The 24,659-nt window shown below is 52.6% G+C and carries 22 protein-coding genes and 2 tRNA genes; 10 read left to right on the plus strand and 14 right to left on the minus strand.

The window, feature by feature from the left end:
- The first annotated feature begins 52 nt into the window (after positions 1–52).
- The gene (locus C4S74_RS19470) at positions 53–1,282 is read left to right on the plus strand and encodes a phenylacetate--CoA ligase family protein (RefSeq protein WP_103996944.1); all 1,230 of its coding nucleotides are present in this window, start codon (positions 53–55) and stop codon (positions 1,280–1,282) included.
- Positions 1,283–1,373: 91 nt separating this feature from the next.
- Here the strand turns inward: C4S74_RS19470 and C4S74_RS19475 are convergent, their stop codons facing one another.
- The 4 genes from C4S74_RS19475 to C4S74_RS19490 form a co-directional block, all read right to left on the minus strand.
- The gene (locus tag C4S74_RS19475; RefSeq protein ID WP_103996945.1) at positions 1,374–3,530 is read right to left on the minus strand and encodes an EAL domain-containing protein; all 2,157 of its coding nucleotides are present in this window, start codon (positions 3,528–3,530) and stop codon (positions 1,374–1,376) included.
- A 195-nt stretch (positions 3,531–3,725) separates the two neighbouring features.
- A complete protein-coding gene (locus C4S74_RS19480; protein WP_103996946.1) occupies positions 3,726–5,714 on the minus strand; it encodes an FAD-dependent oxidoreductase in 1,989 nt (662 codons plus the stop codon).
- Between the two features lie 237 nt (positions 5,715–5,951).
- Positions 5,952–7,457 carry a CAP domain-containing protein gene (locus C4S74_RS19485; RefSeq protein WP_103996947.1) on the minus strand — a complete coding sequence of 502 codons (1,506 nt, stop codon included), beginning with the start codon at positions 7,455–7,457 and terminating at the stop codon, positions 5,952–5,954.
- A 218-nt stretch (positions 7,458–7,675) separates the two neighbouring features.
- Positions 7,676–7,752 (minus strand) — tRNA-Pro (locus C4S74_RS19490).
- A 190-nt stretch (positions 7,753–7,942) separates the two neighbouring features.
- On the opposite strand from C4S74_RS19490, the gene C4S74_RS19495 reads away from it, so the two are divergent.
- The 9 genes from C4S74_RS19495 (at position 7,943) to C4S74_RS19535 (ending at position 16,427) form a co-directional block, all read left to right on the plus strand.
- Complete coding sequence (locus C4S74_RS19495) at positions 7,943–8,812, plus strand: ABC transporter ATP-binding protein (RefSeq protein ID WP_103996948.1); 870 nt, start codon at positions 7,943–7,945, stop codon at positions 8,810–8,812.
- Positions 8,805–11,015 carry a hypothetical protein gene (locus C4S74_RS19500; protein WP_103996949.1) on the plus strand — a complete coding sequence of 737 codons (2,211 nt, stop codon included), beginning with the start codon at positions 8,805–8,807 and terminating at the stop codon, positions 11,013–11,015. Before C4S74_RS19495 ends, C4S74_RS19500 begins: the two co-directional genes overlap by 8 nt.
- Positions 11,012–11,728, plus strand: coding sequence for a hypothetical protein (locus C4S74_RS19505; protein WP_258042546.1), 717 nt, complete (start codon positions 11,012–11,014; stop codon positions 11,726–11,728). Before C4S74_RS19500 ends, C4S74_RS19505 begins: the two co-directional genes overlap by 4 nt.
- A gap of 46 nt (positions 11,729–11,774) precedes the next feature.
- On the plus strand, positions 11,775–12,392 hold the full coding sequence (locus tag C4S74_RS19510; RefSeq protein WP_103996951.1) for an RNA polymerase sigma factor: 618 nt from the start codon (positions 11,775–11,777) through the stop codon (positions 12,390–12,392).
- Positions 12,385–13,221: a hypothetical protein gene (locus tag C4S74_RS19515; protein WP_103996952.1), complete on the plus strand. Its 837-nt coding sequence runs from the start codon at positions 12,385–12,387 to the stop codon at positions 13,219–13,221. The genes C4S74_RS19510 and C4S74_RS19515 overlap by 8 nt, the downstream gene beginning before the upstream one ends.
- A complete protein-coding gene (locus C4S74_RS19520) occupies positions 13,218–14,060 on the plus strand; it encodes an ATP-binding cassette domain-containing protein (RefSeq protein ID WP_103996953.1) in 843 nt (280 codons plus the stop codon). The genes C4S74_RS19515 and C4S74_RS19520 overlap by 4 nt, the downstream gene beginning before the upstream one ends.
- 168 nt (positions 14,061–14,228) lie before the next feature.
- A complete protein-coding gene (locus C4S74_RS19525) occupies positions 14,229–14,753 on the plus strand; it encodes an RNA polymerase sigma factor (RefSeq protein ID WP_103996954.1) in 525 nt (174 codons plus the stop codon).
- The gene (locus C4S74_RS19530) at positions 14,750–15,298 is read left to right on the plus strand and encodes a hypothetical protein (RefSeq protein ID WP_103996955.1); all 549 of its coding nucleotides are present in this window, start codon (positions 14,750–14,752) and stop codon (positions 15,296–15,298) included. The genes C4S74_RS19525 and C4S74_RS19530 overlap by 4 nt, the downstream gene beginning before the upstream one ends.
- Positions 15,288–16,427: a hypothetical protein gene (locus C4S74_RS19535; protein ID WP_103996956.1), complete on the plus strand. Its 1,140-nt coding sequence runs from the start codon at positions 15,288–15,290 to the stop codon at positions 16,425–16,427. Before C4S74_RS19530 ends, C4S74_RS19535 begins: the two co-directional genes overlap by 11 nt.
- A 100-nt stretch (positions 16,428–16,527) precedes the next feature.
- Here the strand turns inward: C4S74_RS19535 and C4S74_RS19540 are convergent, their stop codons facing one another.
- The 10 genes from C4S74_RS19540 to guaB form a co-directional block, all read right to left on the minus strand.
- A complete protein-coding gene (locus tag C4S74_RS19540; RefSeq protein WP_103996957.1) occupies positions 16,528–17,109 on the minus strand; it encodes a thioredoxin family protein in 582 nt (193 codons plus the stop codon).
- Between the two features lie 386 nt (positions 17,110–17,495).
- Positions 17,496–17,645 carry a small acid-soluble spore protein P gene (locus C4S74_RS19545; RefSeq protein WP_103996958.1) on the minus strand — a complete coding sequence of 50 codons (150 nt, stop codon included), beginning with the start codon at positions 17,643–17,645 and terminating at the stop codon, positions 17,496–17,498.
- 42 nt (positions 17,646–17,687) lie between these two features.
- A complete protein-coding gene (locus C4S74_RS26670) occupies positions 17,688–17,834 on the minus strand; it encodes a hypothetical protein (protein WP_181024481.1) in 147 nt (48 codons plus the stop codon).
- Between the two features lie 33 nt (positions 17,835–17,867).
- Positions 17,868–18,215, minus strand: coding sequence for a hypothetical protein (locus C4S74_RS19550; protein WP_103996959.1), 348 nt, complete (start codon positions 18,213–18,215; stop codon positions 17,868–17,870).
- Between the two features lie 214 nt (positions 18,216–18,429).
- Positions 18,430–18,519, minus strand: a tRNA-Ser gene (locus C4S74_RS19555).
- 82 nt (positions 18,520–18,601) lie between these two features.
- Entirely contained in the window at positions 18,602–19,885 is a 1,284-nt protein-coding gene (serS, locus tag C4S74_RS19560; RefSeq protein ID WP_103996960.1) for a serine--tRNA ligase, read from the minus strand.
- Positions 19,886–19,974: 89 nt separating this feature from the next.
- Positions 19,975–20,547: a pyridoxal 5'-phosphate synthase glutaminase subunit PdxT gene (pdxT, locus tag C4S74_RS19565; protein WP_103996961.1), complete on the minus strand. Its 573-nt coding sequence runs from the start codon at positions 20,545–20,547 to the stop codon at positions 19,975–19,977.
- Between the two features lie 28 nt (positions 20,548–20,575).
- Positions 20,576–21,457, minus strand: a complete 882-nt coding sequence (pdxS, locus tag C4S74_RS19570) for a pyridoxal 5'-phosphate synthase lyase subunit PdxS (protein WP_103996962.1) — start codon at positions 21,455–21,457, stop codon at positions 20,576–20,578.
- Positions 21,458–21,572: 115 nt separating this feature from the next.
- On the minus strand, positions 21,573–22,865 hold the full coding sequence (locus tag C4S74_RS19575; RefSeq protein WP_103996963.1) for a D-alanyl-D-alanine carboxypeptidase family protein: 1,293 nt from the start codon (positions 22,863–22,865) through the stop codon (positions 21,573–21,575).
- A gap of 117 nt (positions 22,866–22,982) precedes the next feature.
- Positions 22,983–24,440: an IMP dehydrogenase gene (guaB, locus tag C4S74_RS19580; RefSeq protein WP_103996964.1), complete on the minus strand. Its 1,458-nt coding sequence runs from the start codon at positions 24,438–24,440 to the stop codon at positions 22,983–22,985.
- Positions 24,441–24,659 lie beyond the last annotated feature (219 nt).

A 24,659-nucleotide genomic window follows, 5' to 3' on the forward strand; every position in this document is an offset into this window, starting at 1 on the left:
TCTAAATTTTTCGACCTGCACGATCCCATACCCATTTAAGGGGGAACATCCTGTGTCCGAGAAATTTACCGCCCTTATGGAGCGATTGGAACAATCACCTTTCTATAGACAGCATCTTTCCCCGGACGATCGGGAAATCAGAGATATTTCCCGGATCGGGGAATTGCCGCTGACGACCAAAGACCAGCTTCGCGAAGCCGGTCCCTGGAATCTGCTGGCGGTGCCGCCGGAGGAAGTCTGCCAATACTTCGAAACGTTCGGGACGACCGGACTGCCGGCCTCGGCCTGGTACACAGTCCGGGACCTGGAAGCGGGCGGCCGTCAGATCAACGACTCCGGCTTGCGCCTTAAACCCGGGGACCGGCTGCTTAACCGGTTCCCGTACGCACTGTCCCTTCCGGCTCACCTGGTTCAGCAGGCCGCGCGGCAGGCGGGCGCATGCGTGCTTCCGGCCAGCAGCCGGAATACGATGACGCCTTATCCGCGCATCATCGAGCTGCTGCGCAAGCTGAACGTGACGGTGATGACGGGTCTTCCCCGCGAGATGGAAATACTGGCGGAAACCGCGCGGCTGCATGGATTCAGCTGCCGGGAAGACTTCCCGTATCTTCGGGCCATCGGCGTCGCGGGGGAACTTCTTGCCGAGCCGCGCCGCAAGAATATTGAAGAGTTATGGGGCGTGCCAGTTTACAACCTCTACGGCTCTACAGAAACGGCCAACATAGCGGCGATGTGCGAACACGGCGTCCTGCACGTGGCCGAAAAAGATTTCTTCGTCGAAGTGCTTCAGGAAGACCTGTCGGCTGCGGTTGAGCCCGGCGGAGGCAAAGGTCTTGCCGTGATCACAACGTTGACCCACGAGGGCTCTCCCCTTCTCCGTTACTTAAACGGGGACGTGATTTCCCTCGAAGAAGTCAACTGTCCGTGTGGAAGAAACGGACACAGACTGACCCATTACGGACGGCAGCATGACAGGCTGGAGGTATCCGGACGGATATTGGAACCGGCGGACATTCATAACGCCGTGTATTCGCTGCCGGATCTGCCGGATGCCTGGAAAGTATCGCCCGTGCAGGACGGTCTCCATTTTACGTTCGAATGGCAGGGGAAAGACGCCGGGGTGCTCCCGCATTTTGCGTCAATTCTCAGCGAACAGCTTCAGCTTCCGGTTGCTGTGGAACCGAGCGAACCGGGAACCCTGTTCGACCGCCGCCTGCTGCTTGAGCGCCAGGTCAGCACCAAGCCGCTTTATATCGTAAAGCCGGCAGAAGTTGTGCTTTAAACCGCCACACGTTCGGCGTTTATATCAATAGGATCAAGCAAACCCCCGTGCCTTCTTGGCCGGGGGTTTGTTGGTCTTTGTAGAAAAGCCGTCAGACTTGAACGAACGGCTGCCTTCTGCTTAAAAGCTCTCCAGCCTTCTCGCTGGACAAAGGCGGGCTGATAAAGAAGCCTTGACCGATCGTGCATTGGTGTTCCTGAAGAAAATGAATCTGTCTCTCATGCTCGATGCCTTCTCCGATAAGCTGGAAATTTAAATGCCGGCCCATATCGATGATCGTTCGGACAATAGCTTCCGTGTTGGCATTGAACGTAATTTCTTCTATAAAGGTGCGGTCGATTTTAATATGGTCGATAGGCAGTTTGTCCAATAAGAAGAGGGAAGAATAGCCGGTTCCGAAATCATCGATCGAAATCTTGACTCCGATCTTCTTCAATGCGGTCAAGATCACAAGAGACTGGTCCAGATTCTGCATAATGCTCTCGGTAATTTCAAGCTCCAGATGCCCGGGGTCCATATCGAATTCTTCGAGGACGCTTTGGATCGTTGAGACGAGCTGCTTATCCTTGAATTGTCTTACGGAGATGTTGACGGCCAGACGGATTTCAGGCAGTCCCGCTTCTCTCCACTGCTTGTACTGGTAACAGGCTGTGTGGAGCACCCACTTGCCGATAGGCACGATAAGCCCTGTCTCCTCGGCGATCGGAATGAACTCTCCGGGCGTGACGACACCGAGTTCCGGATCCATCCAGCGGATCAAGGCTTCCATCCCTACGATCTCACCGCTGGCCAGGTTAATTTGCGGCTGATAGTGAAGAGTGAACAGCTGCTTCTCAAGCGCTCTGCGCAGCCCATTCTCCAGCTTTAGCTTGCGGGCCAGCCGGTTGTTGTGTACGCGGTAAAACTGGTAATTGTTTTTCCCGTTTTCTTTGGACAGATACATCGCCATATCCGCATGTTTAATCAGTACGTCACGGTCCATACCGTCCTGAGGGTAAATACTGATCCCGATGCTTGTCGTCGTATAGACCTCATGCCCGTGCAGCTGGAAAGGCTGTTTAAACTGATCCAGCACCGCCTGCGCCTGGACACAGACCCCGTCTTCCGTCACTCCTTCAAGCAAAATGACGAATTCGTCTCCGCTGTGCCTGAATACGGTATCGGACGGACCCAGACATGCCTGCAGCCGTTCGGCCACCTGTCTAAGCAGCAGATCTCCGTATATATGGCCGACGGTATCGTTAATATTTTTAAACCGGTCCAGATCCAGAAAAAGCACGGCCAATTGCGATCCCGTCTGTCCCGCTCTCTCGATCGCCATATATAGACACTCGTTGAGGTAACTGCGGTTGGGCAGTCCCGTTAAGGTATCATGGTAAGCCATATGATTTATCTTTTCCTCGGCCTTCTTGCGCTCCGTAATGTCTTTGCCGATGCTCATGCACGCCGGCTTGCCCCCGTAATTGGTTGCCACGAGTACCAGTTCGCAGCTTCTTACCTGTCCGTCCAGACGGACATACCTCTGCTCCATGCGGGCGGAGACCCCTTTTTCCAAAACTTCGTTCACATGCTCCAGAGCATTCTTGCGGGATTCCGGATGGAGAAACCTCAAGGCCGACCGCCCTAAAAGCTTGTTCACGTCTTCCGCGCCCAGTGATTGGACGGCAGCCGGATTGGCATAGACGAGCTTGCCCTTCTGCTGAACCACAATCGGCTCCGGACATATCTCGATCAGACTCCGGTAGCGGTTCTCGCTTTCTTTAAGCCGGTCGCGTTCTATGATCATTTGCCTGAAAAAATAGCTTAAAGCGGCATAAACGACCGTGTTAAATACGACACCGACAAGATTGGCCCGGAGATAGTCGAACTGGACCGTGCTTGAATAGGTGAGCAAAAAAAGCAGAAAGCCCGCTCCGACAATGGTCGGCACCCACAAACCGGGAAGCAGGAAAGCATAAAGCAGCAGCAGAGTGTACATGATGGAAGGAAGTTTGAAATAATCGATGTTGTGAAGCAGAGTAAACAAGGTAATATAGGCTATCGAAGCGAGGATGTGCTGCAGCACAACTGATTTTCTCAGGAATACGGCGGATAGAATAGTCGTCAGGAACACAAACACTTTAATCATATGATCCTGTCCGACCGAGAACAAGTTGTTCACGATAGTGAGTACGAGAAGCGTTAATAAATAAGCCTTGCCATTTCGCATAATGTGCCGATATACGGGACTAGACCGCAGCTGCCTCATTCAAGTGCTCACTTTCTTATGGAATTATAATCTTCATACATTTACCAATTATTATCATTATAGCAGATATCTACTAGACTAAAGGGATACATTTCTCTTGTTTTAGTATAAATTTATTTTTGTAAAAGAATAAAACCGGCCGCACAAGACGACCGGTTCCGAATAAGGCTCATTTCGTTTTCGCCGCGCTTTCCACTACCGGTAAACGACCCCGGCCTGTGCTTTAAGCACATCGCGCAGCAGCATATAAGCATCCCCGTTGGTCAGCTTCGATTTGTTCCCGATACCTTCGTAAGTAGCGGGCTCGATCAGCTTCTGTTCCAGCACATAAGCGGCCGACTCGCTCCGTCTTACTTTTGCCCCTACCGCTTGGGAGATGGTCCAGGCCGCCTGATCCCACGTCAAGGCAATATCGCCGGGTTTGGTCAATCCTTTGACCGCCGCATCGGCACTGCCGTTTATGGCTTTGGGATAGGTCCGGCCGAGCACCGTCTTCATCGTGTTAAAATGGTTTGCGAACCGCCGAGGGTTGGACGGTTCGTCTAACTGGAACTCGTTCTTCTCGCCCCCGGCGGCGATGCCGAGACTCACTGCCGCCTTCAAGCCTTCATAAGCTTTGTGCTTCGTATACGATGGCGCCGCGAATTTATAAGGCTCCAGCCGCACTCCCTGCTTCACCAAGGTCTCCTGCAGCTCGGTGACCATCGGCTTCGACAAAGACAGCTCACGGAAGCTGACCTTGTTCTTGGCCGCTACCGCAGCCGCCGCACCCGCCGCTTGGCCCGATGCCATTCCGACCGGAACGGTCCGGGCAGACCCGTGGGGCAGCGAATCGAAGCTCGCCGAGCGTCCGACCACCAGCAGCCCGTTTATTTTCTGAGGGACCAGCGCCCGGAAAGGAACGGCATACTGGATCGGCTTCAAAACGATATCTCCGCGATACTTGGCGTCCGTGCTTTGGATATCGATGTTGTAGGAGCCGTAGGCAATCTTGTCCCACTGGTCGCGGTTATCCAGCGCATCTGCCATGGTAAGCCGGTATTCGCCGATCATATGGCGCGTTTCCCGGACGTACAGTTCTGGAGCCGAGCCGTCCAGTTTGAGAGGCCCGAATTCCGGAAATTCTTTTTTCATGTAATCCAGAACATGCGGAAGCTCGGCACGGCCGATTTCCATTCCTTCTTTGACGGAAACGGGGTCAAGCGGATTCACCCCGAATATTTGCAGCGCATTGATCAGAATCGAGCCGTCGTTCTGGCGGCCGATATTCAAGCCGCGCATGCGAACCCGTTCGGGGTTCGTCGATTTGTAGTCCCACATGGCCGAGTACCCCCAGCCGCTCATCGCATCGGCACCCATGCCCCGGAGCAGATGCGGGTCGTTCTCGCCGTTCTTTTTCATCTGCTGCCAGATTTCTTCCGTCATTCCTTTCAATCGGAAAACGAGCGTAACAGCCATGAGCGATTTGTCATCCCCGAGGTCCTGCCGTCCGATTGTAAAAGGCGCGCCGGCAGCCGCTGCCACATCTCCGTCCTGAGTGGCGTCGATGACGGACCGGGCGCTCACTTTGTGTTCTTTGCCGTCGGCCGTCGTGATGCTCAGTCCCGTTACGGTCTGCGAACCGTCCACCGTTGGCGTAAAGCTTTTCGCCTGCATCAGGAGGTCGATTTTCTTCTCCTTCCGCACCAGATCGTAGAATGCGTTGGCTGCCGTTGTGATGTCAAAGGAAGTCCCTTCGACTTTCTTGCGCCATTCCAGGAAAATTCCCTCGTTCAGAAACTTGGAAGCGTCGGATTTTCCTTCTCCGTCAGGCGCAAAGCTGTTGTCCAGGCTGTTGAGCCAGCCTTCGGTGAATAAGCCGCCCAGAACATTCCGGCTGCGGTTCTCCACGAGAAGCGTCTTCTGTCCGTTGCGTGCCGCCGATACGGCCGCGGCAATGCCTTCCGGGTCCGTACCCGCCACGATCACGTCGTATTCGGAATCGGGCGCTTTAACCGAGGCCACTTTCTTGACGGCCTGGGACTGACCGGGATTGACCGTATCCGTTCCTTTCCAGGCCGACCAGGCCCACCAGCTTAAGCTGATCAGCAGCAGAAAAGAAAAAGCGCTTATTAATCCCATTCCCTTACGGGGATAAGTGCGTGGCTGACTCTCTTTTTTTCTCGAATCCGTCGTTTGCGTCATCTTCAACCTCATCCTTCTGCGAAATAGGTTCCCCTCTGTTTCCAAGCAAACAATCCGTCGATAAATCTCTTATTTAGACGAAGTTTGGCGGGGATAGGTTTCATTTGGCAGGGCCCCGAGCGAAGCGCCCGTTGTGCCGGCCCCAGGCGCAGCATGCCCCATCCGCAAAAAACGGGCTCCCTCCCAGGAACCCGTCGCTCCACGGGTTTTCCCGAAGGAGATGAGATGCACATTACGTTATCTCGGTGTATAAAAGTTTTGTGTGTAATATACGTTCATGGAGCCGCCGAAGTAAACTCCGACGCCCAAGCGGGTTGTATCGCCCATTATGTTTTTGCGGTGTCCCGAGGAATTCATCCAGCCGTTCACCACTTCAATCGGTCCCGAGTATCCGGCCGCGATGTTCTCCGCCGCACTCCGGAACTTCAGCCCGTCCTTCTCCATCCTGTCGAAAGGAGAAAGTCCCTGCTTATTTGTATGATCGAAATACCCGTTCACGGCCATATCTTCGCTGTGCTTGCGGGCCGTCGAGGCGATGGACTCGTCCCAAACGAACGGCGACTTGCCGTAACGGACACGAATCGCGTTCGTAAGGTCGAACGTCTGTTTCTCGTAGGCGGTCCGCTGATCGGCACTACGCGTGGATAAGGTGCCCGAGCTGCTTTTTGCGGCAGATAGGGACGTATCCTGGACGAGCATGCCGATCAGTTTCCCGCTATCGTTCGCATCGAAGTAGAAGCTGACATTCAACCCGTCAGACTCGAACGAGACCGTTCCCTTCTCCGAGCCGCTAACGGCTTTGGCACCCGCCATTTTCTGGCGGACCGCTTCCTCGTTCATAGCCGGCGTAATTCCGTTCGCTTCCGTCCAATTTCCGGTAACCGTATACAACGCGGCAACTTGGCCGTCCTTGATACCGGCCTGCAGATAATGCTGATAGTCTTTGTTGTTGTAGATGTACCAGGTCAGTCCGCCGCCTCCCGTATCTTTACGGACGGGCTCACCCAGCCGTTTGATGAGATCGGCTTCCGTGTCGCCAACGGCGGCACCCTCGATCGCAAAATGCCGATCCGCCAGGCTGCCCGTATTTGTAGTGCCGGCATTGCCGGCACCGTCTGAATTATTAGGGTTTGGGGTATAAGCAACCGCAACGAGGTCACTCTGCACACCCAGCAGATTTTGGAGGAACTTCAGCGCCTCCGCGCGGGTTAAAGCGTCGTCGGGACGGAAACCGTTTTCGCTTCCGTCCGTTTTGCCTTGAGACAACCCTTGATCCAGCAAACGCTGAACCGCCTCTTTGGTCGAAAGCAGATTGCCCTGCGTAGCCGCAATCAATCTGGCGGCATCGCCCCGCAAATATGGGGACGTTGTATTTTTAAGCACGGGCCATGAATAAACAGCGGCTTTGGTATAATAAGGATCGAACCATTGCGAGCCTGCCGGCGTTCCGGATCCCACTTTGTTATAGGCGCGCAGCAGAAGGGCCAGAAACTCCGGTTCGGTAACGGCCTTGTCCGGCCGGAACGTACCGTCGGCATAGCCGTCCGTCATCTTGTGCTCATACGCCCAGCGGATCGTTTCTTCAGCCCAGTGCCCCTTGGTGTCCTTAAAAGCCGCTTTATAGGAAGGGGCCGCCGTTTGAGACGCCGCAGCAGCCTTGTGGCTGTTACCGCCCAATCCTGAAGCCAGCAGAGCTGCCGTCAAAAAACCGCCGATCAATATTTTGCCTGTTCTAGTTCTCATACCCTCACTCCTTGATCGGAATTATGATGCCGCTCTTCTATTCTAGCGAATGATGGGGGCGGGGTAAATTGATAATTTGATAGATTTTGGCGATTGAAGAAGTTTTTTCTTCGTGAGACGGGCCGGCAGACCTTTCCCGGCATACTAAAAAGACCGCCTCTCGGCGGTCTGTTATGTATATATAGCGGAAAATGAGACTGATCAGGGGAATAAACGGATGGTCGAGACGACAGGATTTGAACCTGCGACCTCTTGCTCCCGAAGCAAGCGCTCTACCAAGCTGAGCCACGTCTCGATTACTCGGAAATAGATCAATTCGATACTAAATATTATAGCACACCGGCAAGGGAGATCAATACTTCTCTTTCGTAAAATACTCCGTTAAAAGCCGGCAATCGATCAACCGCCCAAAACTATTTTACCTCTCTTATCGTTGAAAGAGTACATACGCGTAAAGTAAACCACCTTCACAAAGGAAGATCCGCATGATCGAGATCCGTAACTTATCTAAAAAATATAAAAACCAGCCGGCTCTCACCGGGGTTAATCTTGAGATCGGGCAGGAAATGTTCGGCCTGCTCGGGCCGAACGGAGCCGGCAAAACGACGCTCATGCGTATTTTGTCCACGCTTCTTGAGCCCACGGAGGGTACTGTGCGCGTGGGAGGATTGCACCTGCTGTCGGATGCCGAGCATATCCGCAAAATCACGGGCTATCTCCCCCAGTATTTTCACCTGTACCCGCAGCTCACAGCCTACGAATTTCTGGACTATGTGGCCGTCATGAAAGGCATCAAAAGCGCCCGCGAGCGCAAATCCCAGATCGGCGAAATTCTGGGTCAGGTCAATCTGACCGAGAAGGCGGGCGCCAGGATCAAAACCTTTTCCGGCGGCATGAAACAGCGGCTGGGGATTGCGCAGGCTCTCCTCGGGGACCCCAAGGTGCTCATCGTGGATGAGCCCACGGCGGGGCTCGATCCCGAGGAGAGAGTCCGCCTCCGCAATCTCCTGAACCGCTCCAGCCTGACCCGGACGGTGCTGCTGTCCACGCATATCGTCGCGGACATCGAGAGCAGCTGCAGCCGGGTAGCGGTGCTGCACCGGGGCCGCGTCGCCTTCGCGGGCAGTCTCTCCGGCCTGCAGGAGTGCGCCGAGGGCATGGTCTGGGAAGCGGAGCTGAGCGAACGGGAATTTGCGGCCTATGAGCCGCATCAGGTCGTAACCGCCCGCCGGACCGGCCACGGCATGCTCTGCCGCATCGTGTCCGCAGCCCCGCCAGCGGGCAATCCCGCTCCCGTGAAGCCTACGCTGGAGGACGGCTACCTCGCACTGATCGGAGGTGGCCGGCGTGAATAGATGGCTGCGCGCTTTCTCGCTGGAACTGCGGCTGCTGCGCAGCAATCCCGTTCTTCTGGTCCTCCCGCTCCTGTTCGGAGCCTGGATGGTCTACTCTCTCGCGGGCATCGCTCCGCCCGTATCTCAGGATCTTTATTTGTATGTCTATGACTTTCATAAGGTCAAGCACACGCTGACTTTGGGGGCGGCCATGCTGCTCGGTATTCTGCTTATCCGCAGGGATACCGCCAAAACCGCCTACGAGTGGACGGCCGGCCTTCCCGTCTCTCCCGCGGTTCTTTTCAGCGTAAAGTATGCGGCCGGGCTTCTCTATCTTTCCTTGTTTACCGCGGCCATGGCGGTCGTTTACGTATACTTTGCCCTTCGCTACGGAATCAGCAGACCTGTCATGGTTCAGGAGCTTACGTTTTTTGCAATCCAGTACGAGTGGTCTTATATGGTGACTCTTGCCCTGGCCATGCTTCTGGCCATCAGCATCCGCAACCGGATCGTATATCTGATCGGCTTCTGCGCCTGGGTTTTCGGCACGTTTTTTATCGATCAATTTATTATCGAACGCCTCGGAATTCTGGAACTGCGGGTACTGAAGCCGTTTCATCTCAGCGGAATGACGCTGGATTCCTTCTATGGCAATGAGGCATGGGGACCCTGGATAAAAGAACGGGAAACATGGCTGGCCAGATGGTTTGTGCTCAGCTTCACCCTGGTTCTGCTTACCGTTTGCGTTACCATACTGAAATGGGTCCGTCCGAGCGGAACACGCGGGAGATGGGCGGCGGCCCTGATCCTTTTTACCGTCCTGTCCGCGAGCTCTTACTACACCTATATAAAATTCTGGACTCCGCATTTTGCGGCTTATCGGGATCAGCTCGGCAATGCTCCGACAGAATCGGTCTATAATCAGCGCACGATTACCCAGTTTGCCGTTAATTCTTACAAAATGGAGCTGGCTCCTGTTTCTCCGGATGGGCTCCAAGCCACTGTAGAAGTGTCGCTCCATCCTGCCGATTTACCGCAAGGCGACGTTTCCTTTACCCTGCACGATTATTTTCACGTGGAACAATTGTTGCTTGATAATCAGCCTGTGCCGTTTAAGCGCGGCGGCAATTTGGTTTCCGTCGAGAGCCGTTATTTTGATTCTTCCAAAAGCAGCCAAATTCTTACCTTCTCTTATAAAAGTAAAGGCTTGAACTGGACATACGGGCCGCGGCAGGGGGAGCAGATTATCTCATTCGTAAAGGACCCTTATTTGTACCTGCCCCACTCGGCCGCCTGGTATCCTTTACCCAATAACGGACCGCTCTACCTTACCGATGAACACAATAAGGAACTGTTCTACGGCGGACCCCAGCCTTTGGCGCAGCCGGCCGATTTCGATGTCACTTTTAAAGGGTTTTCTACCCCCATATACGGTTCTATTACGGAGAAACAAGGTTCCGCGAGCATCCAGCATTTTGAGCAGAAGGGTATAAAGCATCTGACCTTCCTAGCAGGAAACCTTATTCAGTTCAGTGACGCCAAGGGCAGCCTCAAACTGCAGACAACTCCGGGCAACCGGTTGGAAGCCGACCTATTCTGGAAAGATATCCTGAGGATGAAAGCCTATTATGAAGCTGTTCTGAAAACAAATCTAAGCGCCGTGCGTAACATCGTGTATCTGTCTTACGGGAATCTAATTTCTCCGGACAGCCATCAATCGGCGGTTGCGGGAAGCAGCTATTATATCAACGAATCGAAAAATCATAACCTGGACGATTATCAGCGCATTCGGACCACTTATGCTCTCCTTTTCGGGGATGATGTCTACCAGGTCAGCTACGCTGAAGTTTCCAGAGATGCGAACGGCAGCATGGACGAGTCCGTCAAACCTTCCATTTTTATGGAAATCCGCTCTGCGTTCTTATACCTGTACTATAGGGACGGGCTCCAGCTTACGGAGGAGCAAATCAGAAGCGTTCAATTCTCGGACCAGTTTCTTCCGAAGGATAGGATGCCCGGAGGCCGGGGCCTCGGCCAGCAGATCAAGAACTCGATTCTCCTTCAAGTCCGGGAAGCACTGGATACGGGAAAAGCGGAAGAAGTGAAGAGAGTGCTTGCCTATTTCTACAAAAAGGGCCTCAGCGCTCCCGACGCTCCTTTCCGATACCCGGTAGTCACGCTCGATGATTGGAACAGGGAGTGGGCAAAGGTGTTCGGCTCATGAGCCTTTGGCTGCAGGACCTCAAAGGGTTTAAAAGTATATGGGGCTTGTTCCCTCTCCTTTACGTGCTTATGCTGGGATTCGCTATGTGGAACTCGGATCCGGAGCAGCCGGGCAATGCGTTATTTTATGGAGAGCTTGCCTTCTATCCGCTGGTTGTCATGCTTTGTGCCGCGCTTTTTCATCGCGAGCTTGACGGGCCCATGGAAATTTACGCGGCCTTTCCCTTGTCCCTGGCTTGGATGCCGATGCGTAAAGGGCTGATCCTGCTTGCCGTCTGCGCAGGCTATCAAGCCTCATGGTTTGCAGCCTATCAGGCAAAATTCGGGGCCGTAACGACGCTGATGTTTCCCTATGGCTCTGACGGTCAGCCTCACATGCGTACGTTAAACGGCTTTATGCCGCTTCTGATGCAGATGCTACCAGCTCTGCTGTTTGTTTCCGCACTTACCGTTACGGTCATGCTGGCGGTCAAGAAGCTGTATGCCGGGCTGTTTGCGGGGCTTGCCTTCTGGATGCTCGATATCCTTTCACATGGAAGCTGGTTTCCTTACTTCACCATTTATACGGTCCATCTTCAGGAGCAGGCTAAAGAGATCCCGGATCTTTTTCTTCCGAACCGGCTTGCGCTGCTGTGTGCTGCGCTGATTTTATCCGTGTTCATGATTTATACGGCTCGGAAACGCAGCCGCTGGATTGTCTCCGAAGAAGAATAATACAGCCGGCCGCCGCATAAGCGGGACCGGAGAAAGGAGGAGAGCCATGCTTACGGATGAAGAGCTGGTCCAAGCTATGGCCCGGGGCGATCAGGCCGCATTCGAGGCTTTTGTGCACCGCTATCATGCCCCGCTTCAGCATTATCTCGAACGGACCCTGCACGATCCCCGCAAAGCGGAGGATATGGTCCAGGAAGTATTCGTGCGTCTGCTCAAACAACTGCAGAAACAAATCATCCCCGATCACATCCGACCCTGGATGTACCGGGTAGCCTTAAATCTATGCCGGGATTATTGGAAGAGCCTTGCTTACAAAAACGAGCAGCAATTAACGGCCGAACCGCCCGAAGCGCAGGATTTTCAGCCTTCCGTTGTAGAAATCTACGAGCGGCAGGAAGCACGCAAAGAAATTATCGGAGCCCTTGGCTCCCTTCCCGAAGTTCAGAAGGAAATCGTCATACTCCGTTTCTTTCATGATCTGAAGCTTCAAGAGATTACAGAGGTTCTGCAAATCCCGCTGAGTACGACGAAAACCCACCTTTACAGCGGCCTTCGTAAGCTCAAAGCTCTACTCGGCTCCAAAGCCGGAAGCTTAACGGACACCGCCGGCGGGCAAAAAGAAAATCACGGCAAATCGACCAAGGAGGGAACCCCTTATGTATGAACCTGACGATAAAGAGCTTGACCGGTTGGAGAAAGATGTAGCCTCCCTGCTGAACGGATACCTGGTTAAGACGCCTGATCGTATAGACACTGCCCGCCTGCTCGGCAGGCTTCAAAGCCACTTTGATGCCATTCGCGAGAGCAGTACGGGTGCAGCCGCGCCTGAATATTCTGCCGACCTGCGGCCGTCTTTGTGGAAGCTTTGCCGCCATCAGCTTTTTATGTACAACAAGTGGTTCTGGCTGCTTAGTCTGCTGCTCTTTGCCATGCTGCTGCTGCTTAACTCGCCCTACACCATAGCAGGCTCCCTGCCGGGCCGCTCGTCTTATTCGCTGGCTTTCCCGCTTCTGCTCGTTTGCGGCTTTCTGTACCAGTACCGAAGCTGGAACGAAGGGATGCGCATGATCGAGAGCGTTACGCCCTATCCCCCCGCGCTTCTCATGTTCAGCCGTCTAATCGTTCTGCTCATAACGAATGCGGTACTGGGCCTCATTGGCTCTCTCTATACGTTTGCAACGATGAGCTACTCAAGATCATGGATAACGGTTCCTTTTCTTTTCGATTGGATTGCACCGCTTCTGCTCGTAACGGGCTTAACCGCCTATTTTATGATGAAGCGAGGCATGTTATCGGCCATAATGGCCGCTCTTATAGGCTGGGGGGTAGAACTGTTCATGGAAGAGTGGCTACGCCGGGAACTAACCGGACCGGTCTGGAACTGGGCGCTGATTCTTCAGGCGGTGCTTATCGCGGCGGGTGTCCTTCTTCTTCTGTCGGCCTACCGGAAAAGCCTGCGTCTCTCAAATGTGCAGGGATGGCGGTCCGCATGATCCGCGTTAATCAGCTCGTCCGTCTCTACGAAGGCCATATCCGGCTTCATATAGACCGGCTGACACTTGATCCGGGACTGATCCTGCTCGTCGGAAAGAACGGAGCCGGCAAGTCCACGCTGCTCCGTCTGCTGGCTACCGCTGATTTTCCCGACGGAGGGGAGATCAGTTATACGGAGGGGACCGTCAAAGAGCAGCTTCCCCAGATCCGCAGCCGGATCGGTTATGTGCCGACGGATGTGGAACTTCATGAAGATATGACGCCCATCCGGCTGATGAATTACATGTGCCTCCTTAAAGGAGCCGACCCTGCTCAAGGAGAACAACTGCTGCGTGAGCTGCATCTGGAAGACGTCAAACGGAAGAGGATCGGATCGCTTTCTCAAGGAATGAAGCAGCGCCTGGCAATCGGCCAGGCGCTGCTCGGATCTCCGCGCTATCTGCTGCTGGATGAGCCTCTTAACTATCTCGATTCCATCGAGCGCAAAACGGTCATCCGCATCTTGTACCGGCATGCCCGCAGCAGTGTCGTGCTAATCGCGGCTCATGAGTTGAACGAATGGCAGGAAGCCGATCAGCTTCTGTGGCTGAACGCCGGCAAGCCGGAATTTTACGGAACGCCGGAAACGTGGAGGCAAGTACCTCTCGGAGTTTGGCAGGGAACTCTTCCTCATGCAGACATCTGCCCCTTCGACGAGGCTTGCGTAATGATCCGAAAGCTCGCTGGGGAACATATCGAGTGGCGGGTATTCAGCCCCGAATGTCCCGCGGCGGGGTTTGTCCAAGTCCCGCTGACAACCGAGGACGCGTATTTTATCCGCTCCCGGCGCTTGCTTTGAATCTTAATCAATTCCGCCTTTGGCTTGCCCGGCTGGCGGTTTTTTTGTGCCTGGAAAAATATTTTTACCGGAAGTGCAGAACTCGAATGAAATCGCTTCGTCTATAGTGATGGAGAGGGGAGGGAGAAAGACATTTTAACGCAGCAAGAGGAACTGCTTGTCCAAGGCATGCTTGCCGGAGATGAGGAAGCCTTTCGAGAGGTTGTCCGGACTTACCGGAATTACGTGTTTCAAATAGTGTTTTCGGTCGTGCGGCATCCCAAAGATGCGGAAGACGTCATGCAGGAAGTCTTTCTCAAGATGTATACCTCCCTCCCCCAAACCGAGGTAAAAGGCTTGAAAGCTTGGATTTCCCGCGTGGCCGTCAACAAAGCGATCGATTACAAACGCAAAGCTTACCGCCAGCGGGAAGCGGCGACCGACGGTATGGAAGAAGCAATGCCCCCTCCCTCCCTGAGCGGGTCCGATACCGAAGATCCCCTGCTAAGCAAAGAGCTTCAGGCGCTTGTTATGCGCAAACTGGAGGAGCTTCCCGAAAACTATAGAGAAGTCATTATCGCTTTCTATTACGAAGATAAATCGTACCAGCAAATTGCCGATGAGCAGGAAGTTACCGTGCAAACCATCAAATCCAAACTATACCGGGCAAAACAGTGGATTAAGCAGCACTGGAAGGAGGAAGAGTTCGAATGAGTCATAGAAGCCGGGATGAATGGAAGCTTTACATTGCCGGAGAAATTACGGATGATCGTCAGAGAGGCCTTTGGGAGGATCACTTGTATGAATGTGATCTTTGTCTGGAGATGTATACGGAATGCCTGGAATTCTTGTCTCCGACTCTTCCTCTTCCGGACGAGGCCGACACAGAGCGCATGATCGACCAAATTCTATCCCGAAGCCGCAGCCTGCCGATTCTGCAGGAAGCGGTCCCGATAGCTGTACAGAAGCGGGAAGATACCGAAGGTGCACCGGACCGGACGGAAGCGAAAAAACGCCGGAAAGCCCGCTCTCCGAGACGTACGGCGTTTACTCATTACGCCATCGCGGCAGCGGCTACGTTCCTGCTTATGACTACCGGCGTGTTCGGCAAAATGACGGACCAGTTCTCCGTAGTCCGAGCCGAACAGAAGAAACCGCTCAGCACGCCGGTGTCCGATCATCTGATGGAGCAAACTTTCGCTTTCTTCGATTCTCTGCATGCCCAGAAACCAAAAGGAGGACATCCCCTTGAACCCTAGATCCAACACCGTCGCTCTGCTGCTCTCGTTTATACCCGGACTCGGGCATTTGTACTTGAAGCGTATTTTCAGGGCCTTTCTGTATGGAGCCGGTTTCTTCGGTCCGGTCGCTTTGGCCTTTCTCATCGTTGTCGAGGGGCATGGCGGTAAAGACTTCGCCCTCATTCTCCTGCTTTTTGCGGCCGCCTGCTGGGTCGTTAACATGATCGATATGTTTATCACCCTCGGCAGCACGCCGTCATACCCGCCACCCGGCTATCATGACTACGGAATCCCGGGCCACGACAATCTGGGTCATGGTCACGGACCGGGTCCCGGCTCCGTTCCGGAATTCAATCCCGCCGTCTACGAATGGCAGCGCAGGGAAGAACGCCGGAAGATCATCCTGGCGTCCTTCATTCCCGGCCTGGGCCATTACATGCTGGGCATGATGTACCGCGGGCTCTCCGCCATGACCTTCTTTATCGGAGGAGCGATTGTGATTTTCTTCGGAGCATCGCTCACCCATACGGCGGAATTTCTCTTCTTCCTGCTCGCGCTGCCCGTGCTTTGGATTTACATTCTTTTTGATGCCATCCGGCAGCTGGAGAAGAAACAGGCCGGCTTGGAGCTGACGGACCGGACGTTCTTCGACGACTTCAGCGAAAGCCGTCAAGAAGGCAGACGGAGCAAGACAATCGCTACCGTTCTGGCCGTATTTCCCGGTGCCGCCCACCTGTATCTCGGGCTTCAAATGAGAGGGCTTCAGATCATGGCAGGCTTCCTGTTTTCCATTTACATTATGGATGTGCTCCGCCTGTCGCTCTTCCTGTTCCTGATCCCGATCTTCTGGTTTTACAGCTTCTTCGATGCCCTGCAGCTGATTTCCCGGCAGGAATTCGGATATGTCGAAGACAAACCGATTTTTAAAGGAATCAAGCGGCACCAGCGTAAGATCGGCTTTCTCATTATTCTGGTCGGCTTGTATTACCTTACGAATGAAGTACTGCTCGACGTATTGCGGAGATATTATCCGGATTGGCACTGGCCGTATTCGATCTCTGCCTACTTCCAAACCTTTATCGTCGCCTTGGTTCTGATCGGAGGCGGGTTAACCCTGCTGCTCAATCCGCCGAACCGGAAGTCTTAAAAATCTCCATGCCAAGCTCCGCAGAGCATGACGCCCTGCGGATTTTTTCTATGCAACGGGAAATGCGCACTTTCCTCGCTGTTAAACATGATGCAATCGTTCAGACCAGATCGCAGGCTTCCTCGGGCATCCAGTGCTTGTCACGGCCCTCCCATTTGACGTTGCAGCCGATCGGGTTTGTGACAGGGGTAGGAACAGGTCTACCCGCTGTAATCGCCTCCAAGGCCTCCTGGAGGTTGTTAACGGTGATGTTAGCGGTTTCCTTCGGATTGTCGACTCCACGACCTGTGTAGACAAGCTTACGTTTGTCATTAAACACGAAGAAATGAGGCGTACGGAGAGCACCGTATGCAAGAGCAACTTCTTGACTTTTGTCGTGTAGATAGACCCAGGGAAATTTCTTCTCTTCCATGCGTTCTACCATTTTTTCAAAAGAATCTTCCGGATTGGTCTGGGAACTGTTGCTGTTGATCGCCACGAAAGCGACCCCTTGTTCCGTAAACTGCTCCGCCGTCTGCCGTGTGATTTCTTCTGAACCCAGGACATACGGACAATGATTGCATGCAAAGAAAACAACCAAAGCTTTGGCATGCCGGAAACTGTCCAATGTGTAAATATCGCCGTCCGTACCTTGTAAACGAAAATCCCTAGCCCGGTCTCCAATTCCTAACGTAAATCCCATGATTCATCCCTCCTTGACTATAAACTATACCTTATCAGTACCTCTTATGACGAAGTTAGAATCGTTTGTTACCAAATTGTAAGAAATTTCATGCATATTAAAATGAAAAAGGAACCCCTAAGGGTTCCCTTTTGTCGGTGATTACTGGGATGATCTTCAACATCTTGCTGTTCACAAACCTTCACAGTGAAACGGCTTTTAGAACACGTCCCGGTGTCTTTGGCACATCTCCTCCAGTTTGGCTTTACAAGCTCGAATGACCTTCAGATGATTGTTCTGCTGACTTTTCCAACGGAACCACACCTCTCTGTGTTCACCGACAATTCTAGTATGTCCTGGTTCAAAGCTGCTATGCACGTGCGTGTAAAAATTTTTTCGGGCTGTTCTTAGCTTCCTTCTCCCTGATTTTGACGGGAATGATTCCGGTTTTTCACTTTCTTCGAGCCCGATAGAGGCTCATTGGCAGGAGTGTTGTATCTTTCCCGCTCCTCATGAGTTACGCTCTCTCCCACAGGCTGCGTCTTTGGTTTGGACATCTTTTTCACCCCCAAACGGTCCGTTTTCGAAATTTTTAGCTTCTATTCTTCGTGGTTCAAGGCATCCTGATGACGGCGGTCATTGGTCTGCTGCTGAATTTGCTGAGCATCATGACTGTTTACCGCCGATTTTTTCAAATCCTTGGCCACATTTTGCAGGTTCTTATCCCGGGTTCTTTGTCGGGTCATGATCGTTCCACCCCCCATTTCGGCTAAAAGCAGTTACGCATGCGTGAGCTCTTGCAGCACTTGAGCACATTCGTGAATATGACGGACATAATCCTTAACCAGTCCTTGGATAACTTCACTCGTCTCATCCACGTGCACGTCATCACGCTCTACATCCACCAACTCGACCTTCACTTCACGCGAGTCTACGTAAGTGCATTTAAAGTCGAACGTGTAATGCGTTCTGCCCGCGTTCGTGATATGAATCCGGACTGCCTGCGGATCGGCCTCGTCGGGCCATACGCGCGCATGATCGGACTCGGGAAGCGTGTTGGGCAGCTGCTCCATCCAGGCTTTGGCCAACTGCTCTCTTTCCACAGACGGCTTTTCCGTCTTGATCATCCTAAACCACCCCCTACCGTTAACATGCGTCAAGGCGTGGTCTGCCTATTCCCCTTCCCTTACAGTAAAAGCTGGGTAGTTTCAAGCTGAGCCGAACCTCCAACCTCCATAGAACAGCCCAAGCAAATCTCATTCGTTTAAAAAGCCATAAATGCAAAAAAACTGCGGCACTTAAGCCCGCAGTTTGTAAACTCTTGTTTTTTAAAATATGGAATGGCGGAGAGGGTGGGATTCGAACCCACGGTGCCCTCACAGACACGGCGGTTTTCAAGACCGCTGCCTTAAACCACTCGACCACCTCTCCAGAAAGCTACCGGCTTCCGATCACAGAAGTCAGTAACTGTAACAGAGAAATTTTATCACATTCAAAGTTCCATTTACAAGTGTTAATTTTTACGCAAGACCGTAACGCCATTCATGTAAGGAACCAGCACTTCCGGAACCGTAACCGAACCGTCTTCCTGCTGGTAATTTTCAAGGATAGCCGCTACCGTCCGTCCGATGGCAAGCCCCGAGCCGTTCAGCGTATGTACGAACTCCGGCTTCGCTTTGGCATCTCTGCGGAAACGGATATTGGCACGGCGCGCCTGGAAGTCCTCGAAATTGCTGCACGAGGAAATTTCCCGGTAGGCTTCCGAGCTTGGCAGCCATACCTCAAGATCGTACGTCTTAGCCGATGTGAAGCCGATATCGCCTGTACAGAGCGTCAGAACGCGATAAGGCAGCTTCAGAAGCTGAAGCACGCGCTCCGCGTTCTGAGTGAGCTCCTCAAGCTCCTGGTAGGAGTCTTCAGGCTTGACGAGCTTAACCAGCTCCACTTTGTTAAACTGGTGCTGGCGGATCAGGCCGCGGGTATCTCTTCCGGCAGCTCCGGCTTCGGAACGGAAGCATGCGCTGAACGCGACGAATTTACGCGGAAGCTGCTCCGCGGCAAGAATGTCATCCCGGTGGTAATTGGTCACCGGTACTTCCGCCGTCGGAATCAGGAAGTATTCCGAATTCTCGATATGGAACACATCTTCCTCAAACTTCGGAAGCTGTCCGGTTCCCGTCAGGCTGTCCCGGTTTACGATATACGGAGGAAGCATTTCCTCGTAACCGTGTTCCGTACTGTGCAGGTCCATCATAAAGTTCATCAAGGCGCGCTCCAGACGGGCACCCAAACCTTTATAGAATACAAAACGCGAGCCCGTTACCTTACCGGCCGCTTCAAAGTCGAGGATTCCCAAGTCCGTAGCCAAATCCCAGTGGGCTTTCGCTTCGAAGCCGAATGCGGGCACTTCCCCGTTGCGGCGGACTTCAATGTTGTCCTCTTCCGAAGCCCCTACCGGCACGCTTTCATGAGGAACATTCGGTATAGAAAGAAGCAGGTGATTCAGCTCGACTTCCAGTGTCCGGAGCTCCTCATCCAGTTCTTTAATGCGGTCACCCACGCCTTTCATTTCGGCAATCAGATCGTCCGCGTCCTCTTTCGCCTTCTTGCGCATCGCCACTTCCTGCGATACCGTATTCCGGCGGTTCTTCAGCTGTTCCACTTCCTGCAGCAGCTCTCTGCGCTTTACATCGAGCTCCGCAATGCGCGTAACTTCTTCGAGCTGCTTGCCTCCGCGGTTTTTCATAGCGGTTTGAACCGTTTCTATGTCGGTACGGATTAATTTAATATCAAACAAGGAGACTCCTCCTCCTAAAGTTGTATAAATGGAACAAAAGCACCCTTCTCTCGTATGGAGCAAAAGAGGTGCTTCTGCTTTTGTTTCGATTAACGGGTTTCCCGAATCATATCCAGAAAATAAGCGTGCATGCTTGAATCATCCGTCAGTTCGGGATGGAACGAAGCCGCAAGCAGATGACCCTGTCTGGCGGCCACGATTTGACCGTTGTACTCGCTTAACACGTCCACGCCGTTCCCGACATGTTCGATAAGCGGCGCACGGATGAATACGGCTCTTACAGGCTTGTCAATGCCCTTGACGGGCAAATCGGTTTCAAAGCTTTCACGCTGCCGGCCAAAGGCATTGCGCTGCACGGTCATATCCATCAGCCCTAGATGGGCTTCTTCCTGACCCGCGATTTTATCCGCGATCACAATCAGCCCGGCACATGTGCCGAAGACCGCTTTCCCCTGATTGGAGAAATCCTGAATCGCTTCGATAAAACCGTAGCGTCTCATCAATCTTCCGATTGTGGTGCTTTCGCCTCCGGGAATGATCAGACCGTCCAGCTCGGCGAGCTGTTCCGCGCGTTTTACAACAACGCCTTCTCCGCCAACCGCCTCGATCAGACGGATATGTTCCGCTACGGCTCCCTGCAGAGCCAATACGCCAACTTTCATCGTTATCCCCGCTTCCTGCCTCGGCTGATTACCAGCCGCGATCCTGCATCCGCTCGGAAGCATGCAGCTTGGAGATTTCGATGCCTTTCATCGGAGCACCCAGGTTTTTGGAAACTTCCGCGATCAGCTTGTAGTCTTTGTAGTGCGTAGTCGCTTCTACGATGGCACGCGCGAATTTCTCAGGGCTGTCCGATTTGAAAATACCGGAGCCTACGAATACACCGTCCGCGCCAAGCTCCATCATAAGAGCCGCATCCGAAGGAGTCGCTACACCGCCTGCGGCGAAGTTGACGACCGGCAGTTTGCCGTTCTCGTGAATATATAGAACCAGATCGTATGGAGCACCCAGGTTTTTGGCTTCGGCATACAGCTCGTCCTTCGCCAGGCTCTGGATTTTCCGGATTTGAGATTGAATAAGACGCATATGACGAACCGCTTCAACGATGTTGCCCGTTCCCGGTTCACCTTTCGTACGAAGCATGGAAGCTCCTTCGTTGATACGGCGCAAAGCTTCGCCGATATCTTTCGCTCCGCATACGAACGGAACCGTGAAGTCCTTCTTGTCGATGTGGAAGACTTCGTCTGCCGGTGTCAGTACTTCGCTCTCGTCAATATAGTCCGCACCCAATGCTTCCAGTACGCGTGCTTCCACAATATGACCGATACGCGCTTTCGCCATTACCGGAATGGAAACAACCTTCATAACCTCTTCCAGAACAGTCGGATCCGCCATGCGGGCTACGCCGCCGGCCGCACGGATATCGGATGGTACCCGTTCCAGTGCCATAACCGCGGAAGCACCCGCAGCCTCTGCAATCTTAGCTTGTTCCGCATTCATGACGTCCATGATGACGCCGCCTTTTTGCATTTCAGCCATGCCTCTTTTTACGCGCGAAGTACCCGTCTCCATCTTAAATCCTCCTGGAATTTATATCCCTAGCTAGATTTTTCGTTCATGAACTTCTAAGCTAACATTTTACATGAACCTGTTCGCGAAAACAATAACTTTTCCTGAGAGAACCCGCTTAGAATAAGCCTTTAACCCCGTTGAACAGGTCTGCGAACAAGTTTTTGATCGCCCGCATCATCATCCGGAACCAGCTCGCTTTTTCCATATCGTTCGCTGCCACCAAGTCAACCGTTTCGGAATTTTTTCCATAGGTCAAGGTAGCCGTACCCAGCTTGTCTCCCTTTTTGAGAGGAGCAACCAGTTTGTCCGCTGCCAGCAGATCAACCTTCGTTTCCAGCTTCGTATCCGCGGTTCCTTTCTTCACGGCAAAAGCTACATCGTTTTTCAGGACAGCAGGCGCTTCCAGTTCTACGCCTTTTGTAATCGGCACCGTTTTTTGGGCGTCGAGAGCTTCTCCGGCTTTAGCCAGCGATTTGAATTCGAAGTTGGTAAATCCGTAGTCCAGCACTTTGCGTGTCTGGTTAAAGCGCTCCGGCTCCGTCTTTGCACCCATTACAACGCTGATCAAGCGCATGCCGTTGCGTTCGGCCGTACCTGTAAAGCAATACTTGGCTTCATCGGTATGCCCGGTTTTAAGGCCGTCCAGACCTTGATAGGCATATTTCTTGAAATTCACATTATTGCTGTTGCCTTCAAGCATCCAGTTGTAATTAATCATCGGGCTTTTATCCGATTCGCGTAATTTCTTTGAAGGAACCTTTGTATACTCCAATACTTCCTTATGCTCTGTAACCAGGTGTCGTGCGAGTATGGCTACATCTTTCGCCGACATCACCGTTTCCCCTTGAATACTTTGAGGGGCATTCTCCTTAATATCCGCTCTGGATAGGCCCGTCGCATTAATGAATTGGGCTTTATCCGACATGCCGAGCTCTCTTGCTTTGTCGTTCATCATCTTGGCAAAGCCTTCTTCCGATCCGCCGAGCTTTTCGGCAAGAACAATAGAAGCATCGTTGGAAGAATAAATCGACATGGCATAAAACAAATCTTTAATCGTCAGTGTTTCGCCTTCCGCGATCAACTGGCCGGATCCGATTACGTTAGCCGCGTATTTGCTTGCCGTGGCCGTATCTTCCCACTTGAGCTTGCCATTGTGAATCGCTTCCATAACGAGGTATTCCGTCATCATTTTGGACATGCTTGCCGGAGGCAAGACTTCATCGGCATTTTTCTCGAATAAAATCTGTCCTGTGCTCGCTTCCATCAAAATAGCAGAACTAACATCCAGTTCGGGTTCGCCGTCAGCCGCCAACGCGGTAACCGCAAATATGTGAAGGAAGGATACTTGTAGCATTGCAAAAACAAGGGCCAAAGATACTTTTCTTTTCCAAAAACCAAATTTTTTCAACTCACACACTCCTATTTGTAAATTCATGATGTGTCTTATTGTACCATCCCCGGGGCATAAAAAAAAGGAGACCCCGGTCCTGAAACCGGGGCCCCCCATATAGCGAAAAAGAATAGCTTATAGCGAGTAGTTCGGTGCTTCTTTCGTAATCTGCACATCATGCGGATGGCTTTCACGAAGACCTGCGCCCGAGATACGAACAAACGTTGTATCGTTGATCAAAGTGTGGATATCAGGAGCACCACAGTACCCCATACCGGAACGAAGACCTCCAACCAGTTGGTAGATGGTATCGGCCAGCGGTCCTTTGTAAGCTACGCGTCCTTCAATACCTTCCGGCACCAGTTTCGTTTCGTTTTCCTGGAAATAACGATCCTTGCTGCCTTCTTTCATGGCTCCGAGGGAGCCCATACCGCGATAAACCTTGAAGCGTCTGCCTTGGTAGATCTCGGACTCTCCAGGGCTTTCTTCCGTACCTGCAAAAAGGCTTCCCAGCATAACGGCGCTGGCACCCGCGGCAATCGCCTTGACTACGTCACCGGAGTACTTGATGCCGCCGTCTGCGATAATCGGCACGTTGTACTCACGTGCAACAGATGCACAATCGTAGATAGCGGTAATTTGAGGAACACCGATACCGGCGATAACACGGGTTGTACAAATTGACCCCGGGCCAATTCCGACTTTGACGATAGAAGCGCCTGCTTCGATCAGGTCTCGTGTTCCGTCTCCGGTAGCCACGTTGCCGGCGATAAGCGGCAGCTCCGGATATTGGTTGCGAAGCTTTCTGACCGTCTCCAGGATATTGATATGATGTCCGTGTGCCGAATCGACCACAAGCACGTCCACTCCGGCTTCTACAAGAGCCGCGGCGCGTTCCATTACGTCTTTGGATACTCCTACTGCGGCTCCGCACAACAGACGACCGAATTCGTCTTTACCCGCATTAGGGAATTGAATAGCTTTTTCGATATCCTTAATAGTGATAAGGCCTTTCAAGACAAAAGCGTCATCCACCAGAGGCAGCTTCTCGATTTTGTGCTGTTGAAGAATACCTTCAGCCTGCTCCAGTGTTGTCCCAACAGGAGCCGTCACCAGATTTTCTTTCGTCATGACTTCCTCAATTTTAATGGAGTAATCATGAACGAAACGCAAATCACGGTTGGTCAAAATCCCAACCAGCTTCTTATTCTCATCGACGATCGGTACGCCGGAGATTCTGAACTTCGCCATGAGGGCTTCCGCATCGTATACATGATGCTGCGGTGTAAGGTGGAACGGATTCGTAATAACACCGGACTCCGAACGCTTAACGCGGTCTACCTCGCCTGCTTGCTGCTCAATGGACATATTCTTATGAACAATTCCGATTCCGCCTTCACGGGCGATTGCAATCGCCAGCGCGGCCTCTGTCACCGTATCCATCGCTGAACTGAGGAAAGGAATAGTTAATTTCACTTTCGGGGCAAGCTTGGTGGAAACATCAATCTCTTTACCGAATACATTTGATTTACGAGGCACCAGAAGTACATCGTCAAACGTCAATCCTTCTTTTGCGAATTTAGCATCCCACACAGGGTTTGCCCTCCTCTTCTGTCTTTAGATATTATTGCAATCATACATAAGGCGTTTTTTCATGTCAAGAAGCAGACCATGACAATCTTGGTGCTCCTTGCTAGCATGTCTCTTTTCTATAACAAAAAACCTTTTCGAATTGAAGTTCGAAAAGGTTTTATTCGTGCTTGGCAACGTCCTACTCTCCCAGGACCCTTCGGTCCAAGTACCATCGGCGCT

It is taken from the genome of Paenibacillus sp. UNC499MF, from assembly GCF_900107975.1.
GTDB lineage: Bacteria > Bacillota > Bacilli > Paenibacillales > NBRC-103111 > Paenibacillus_F.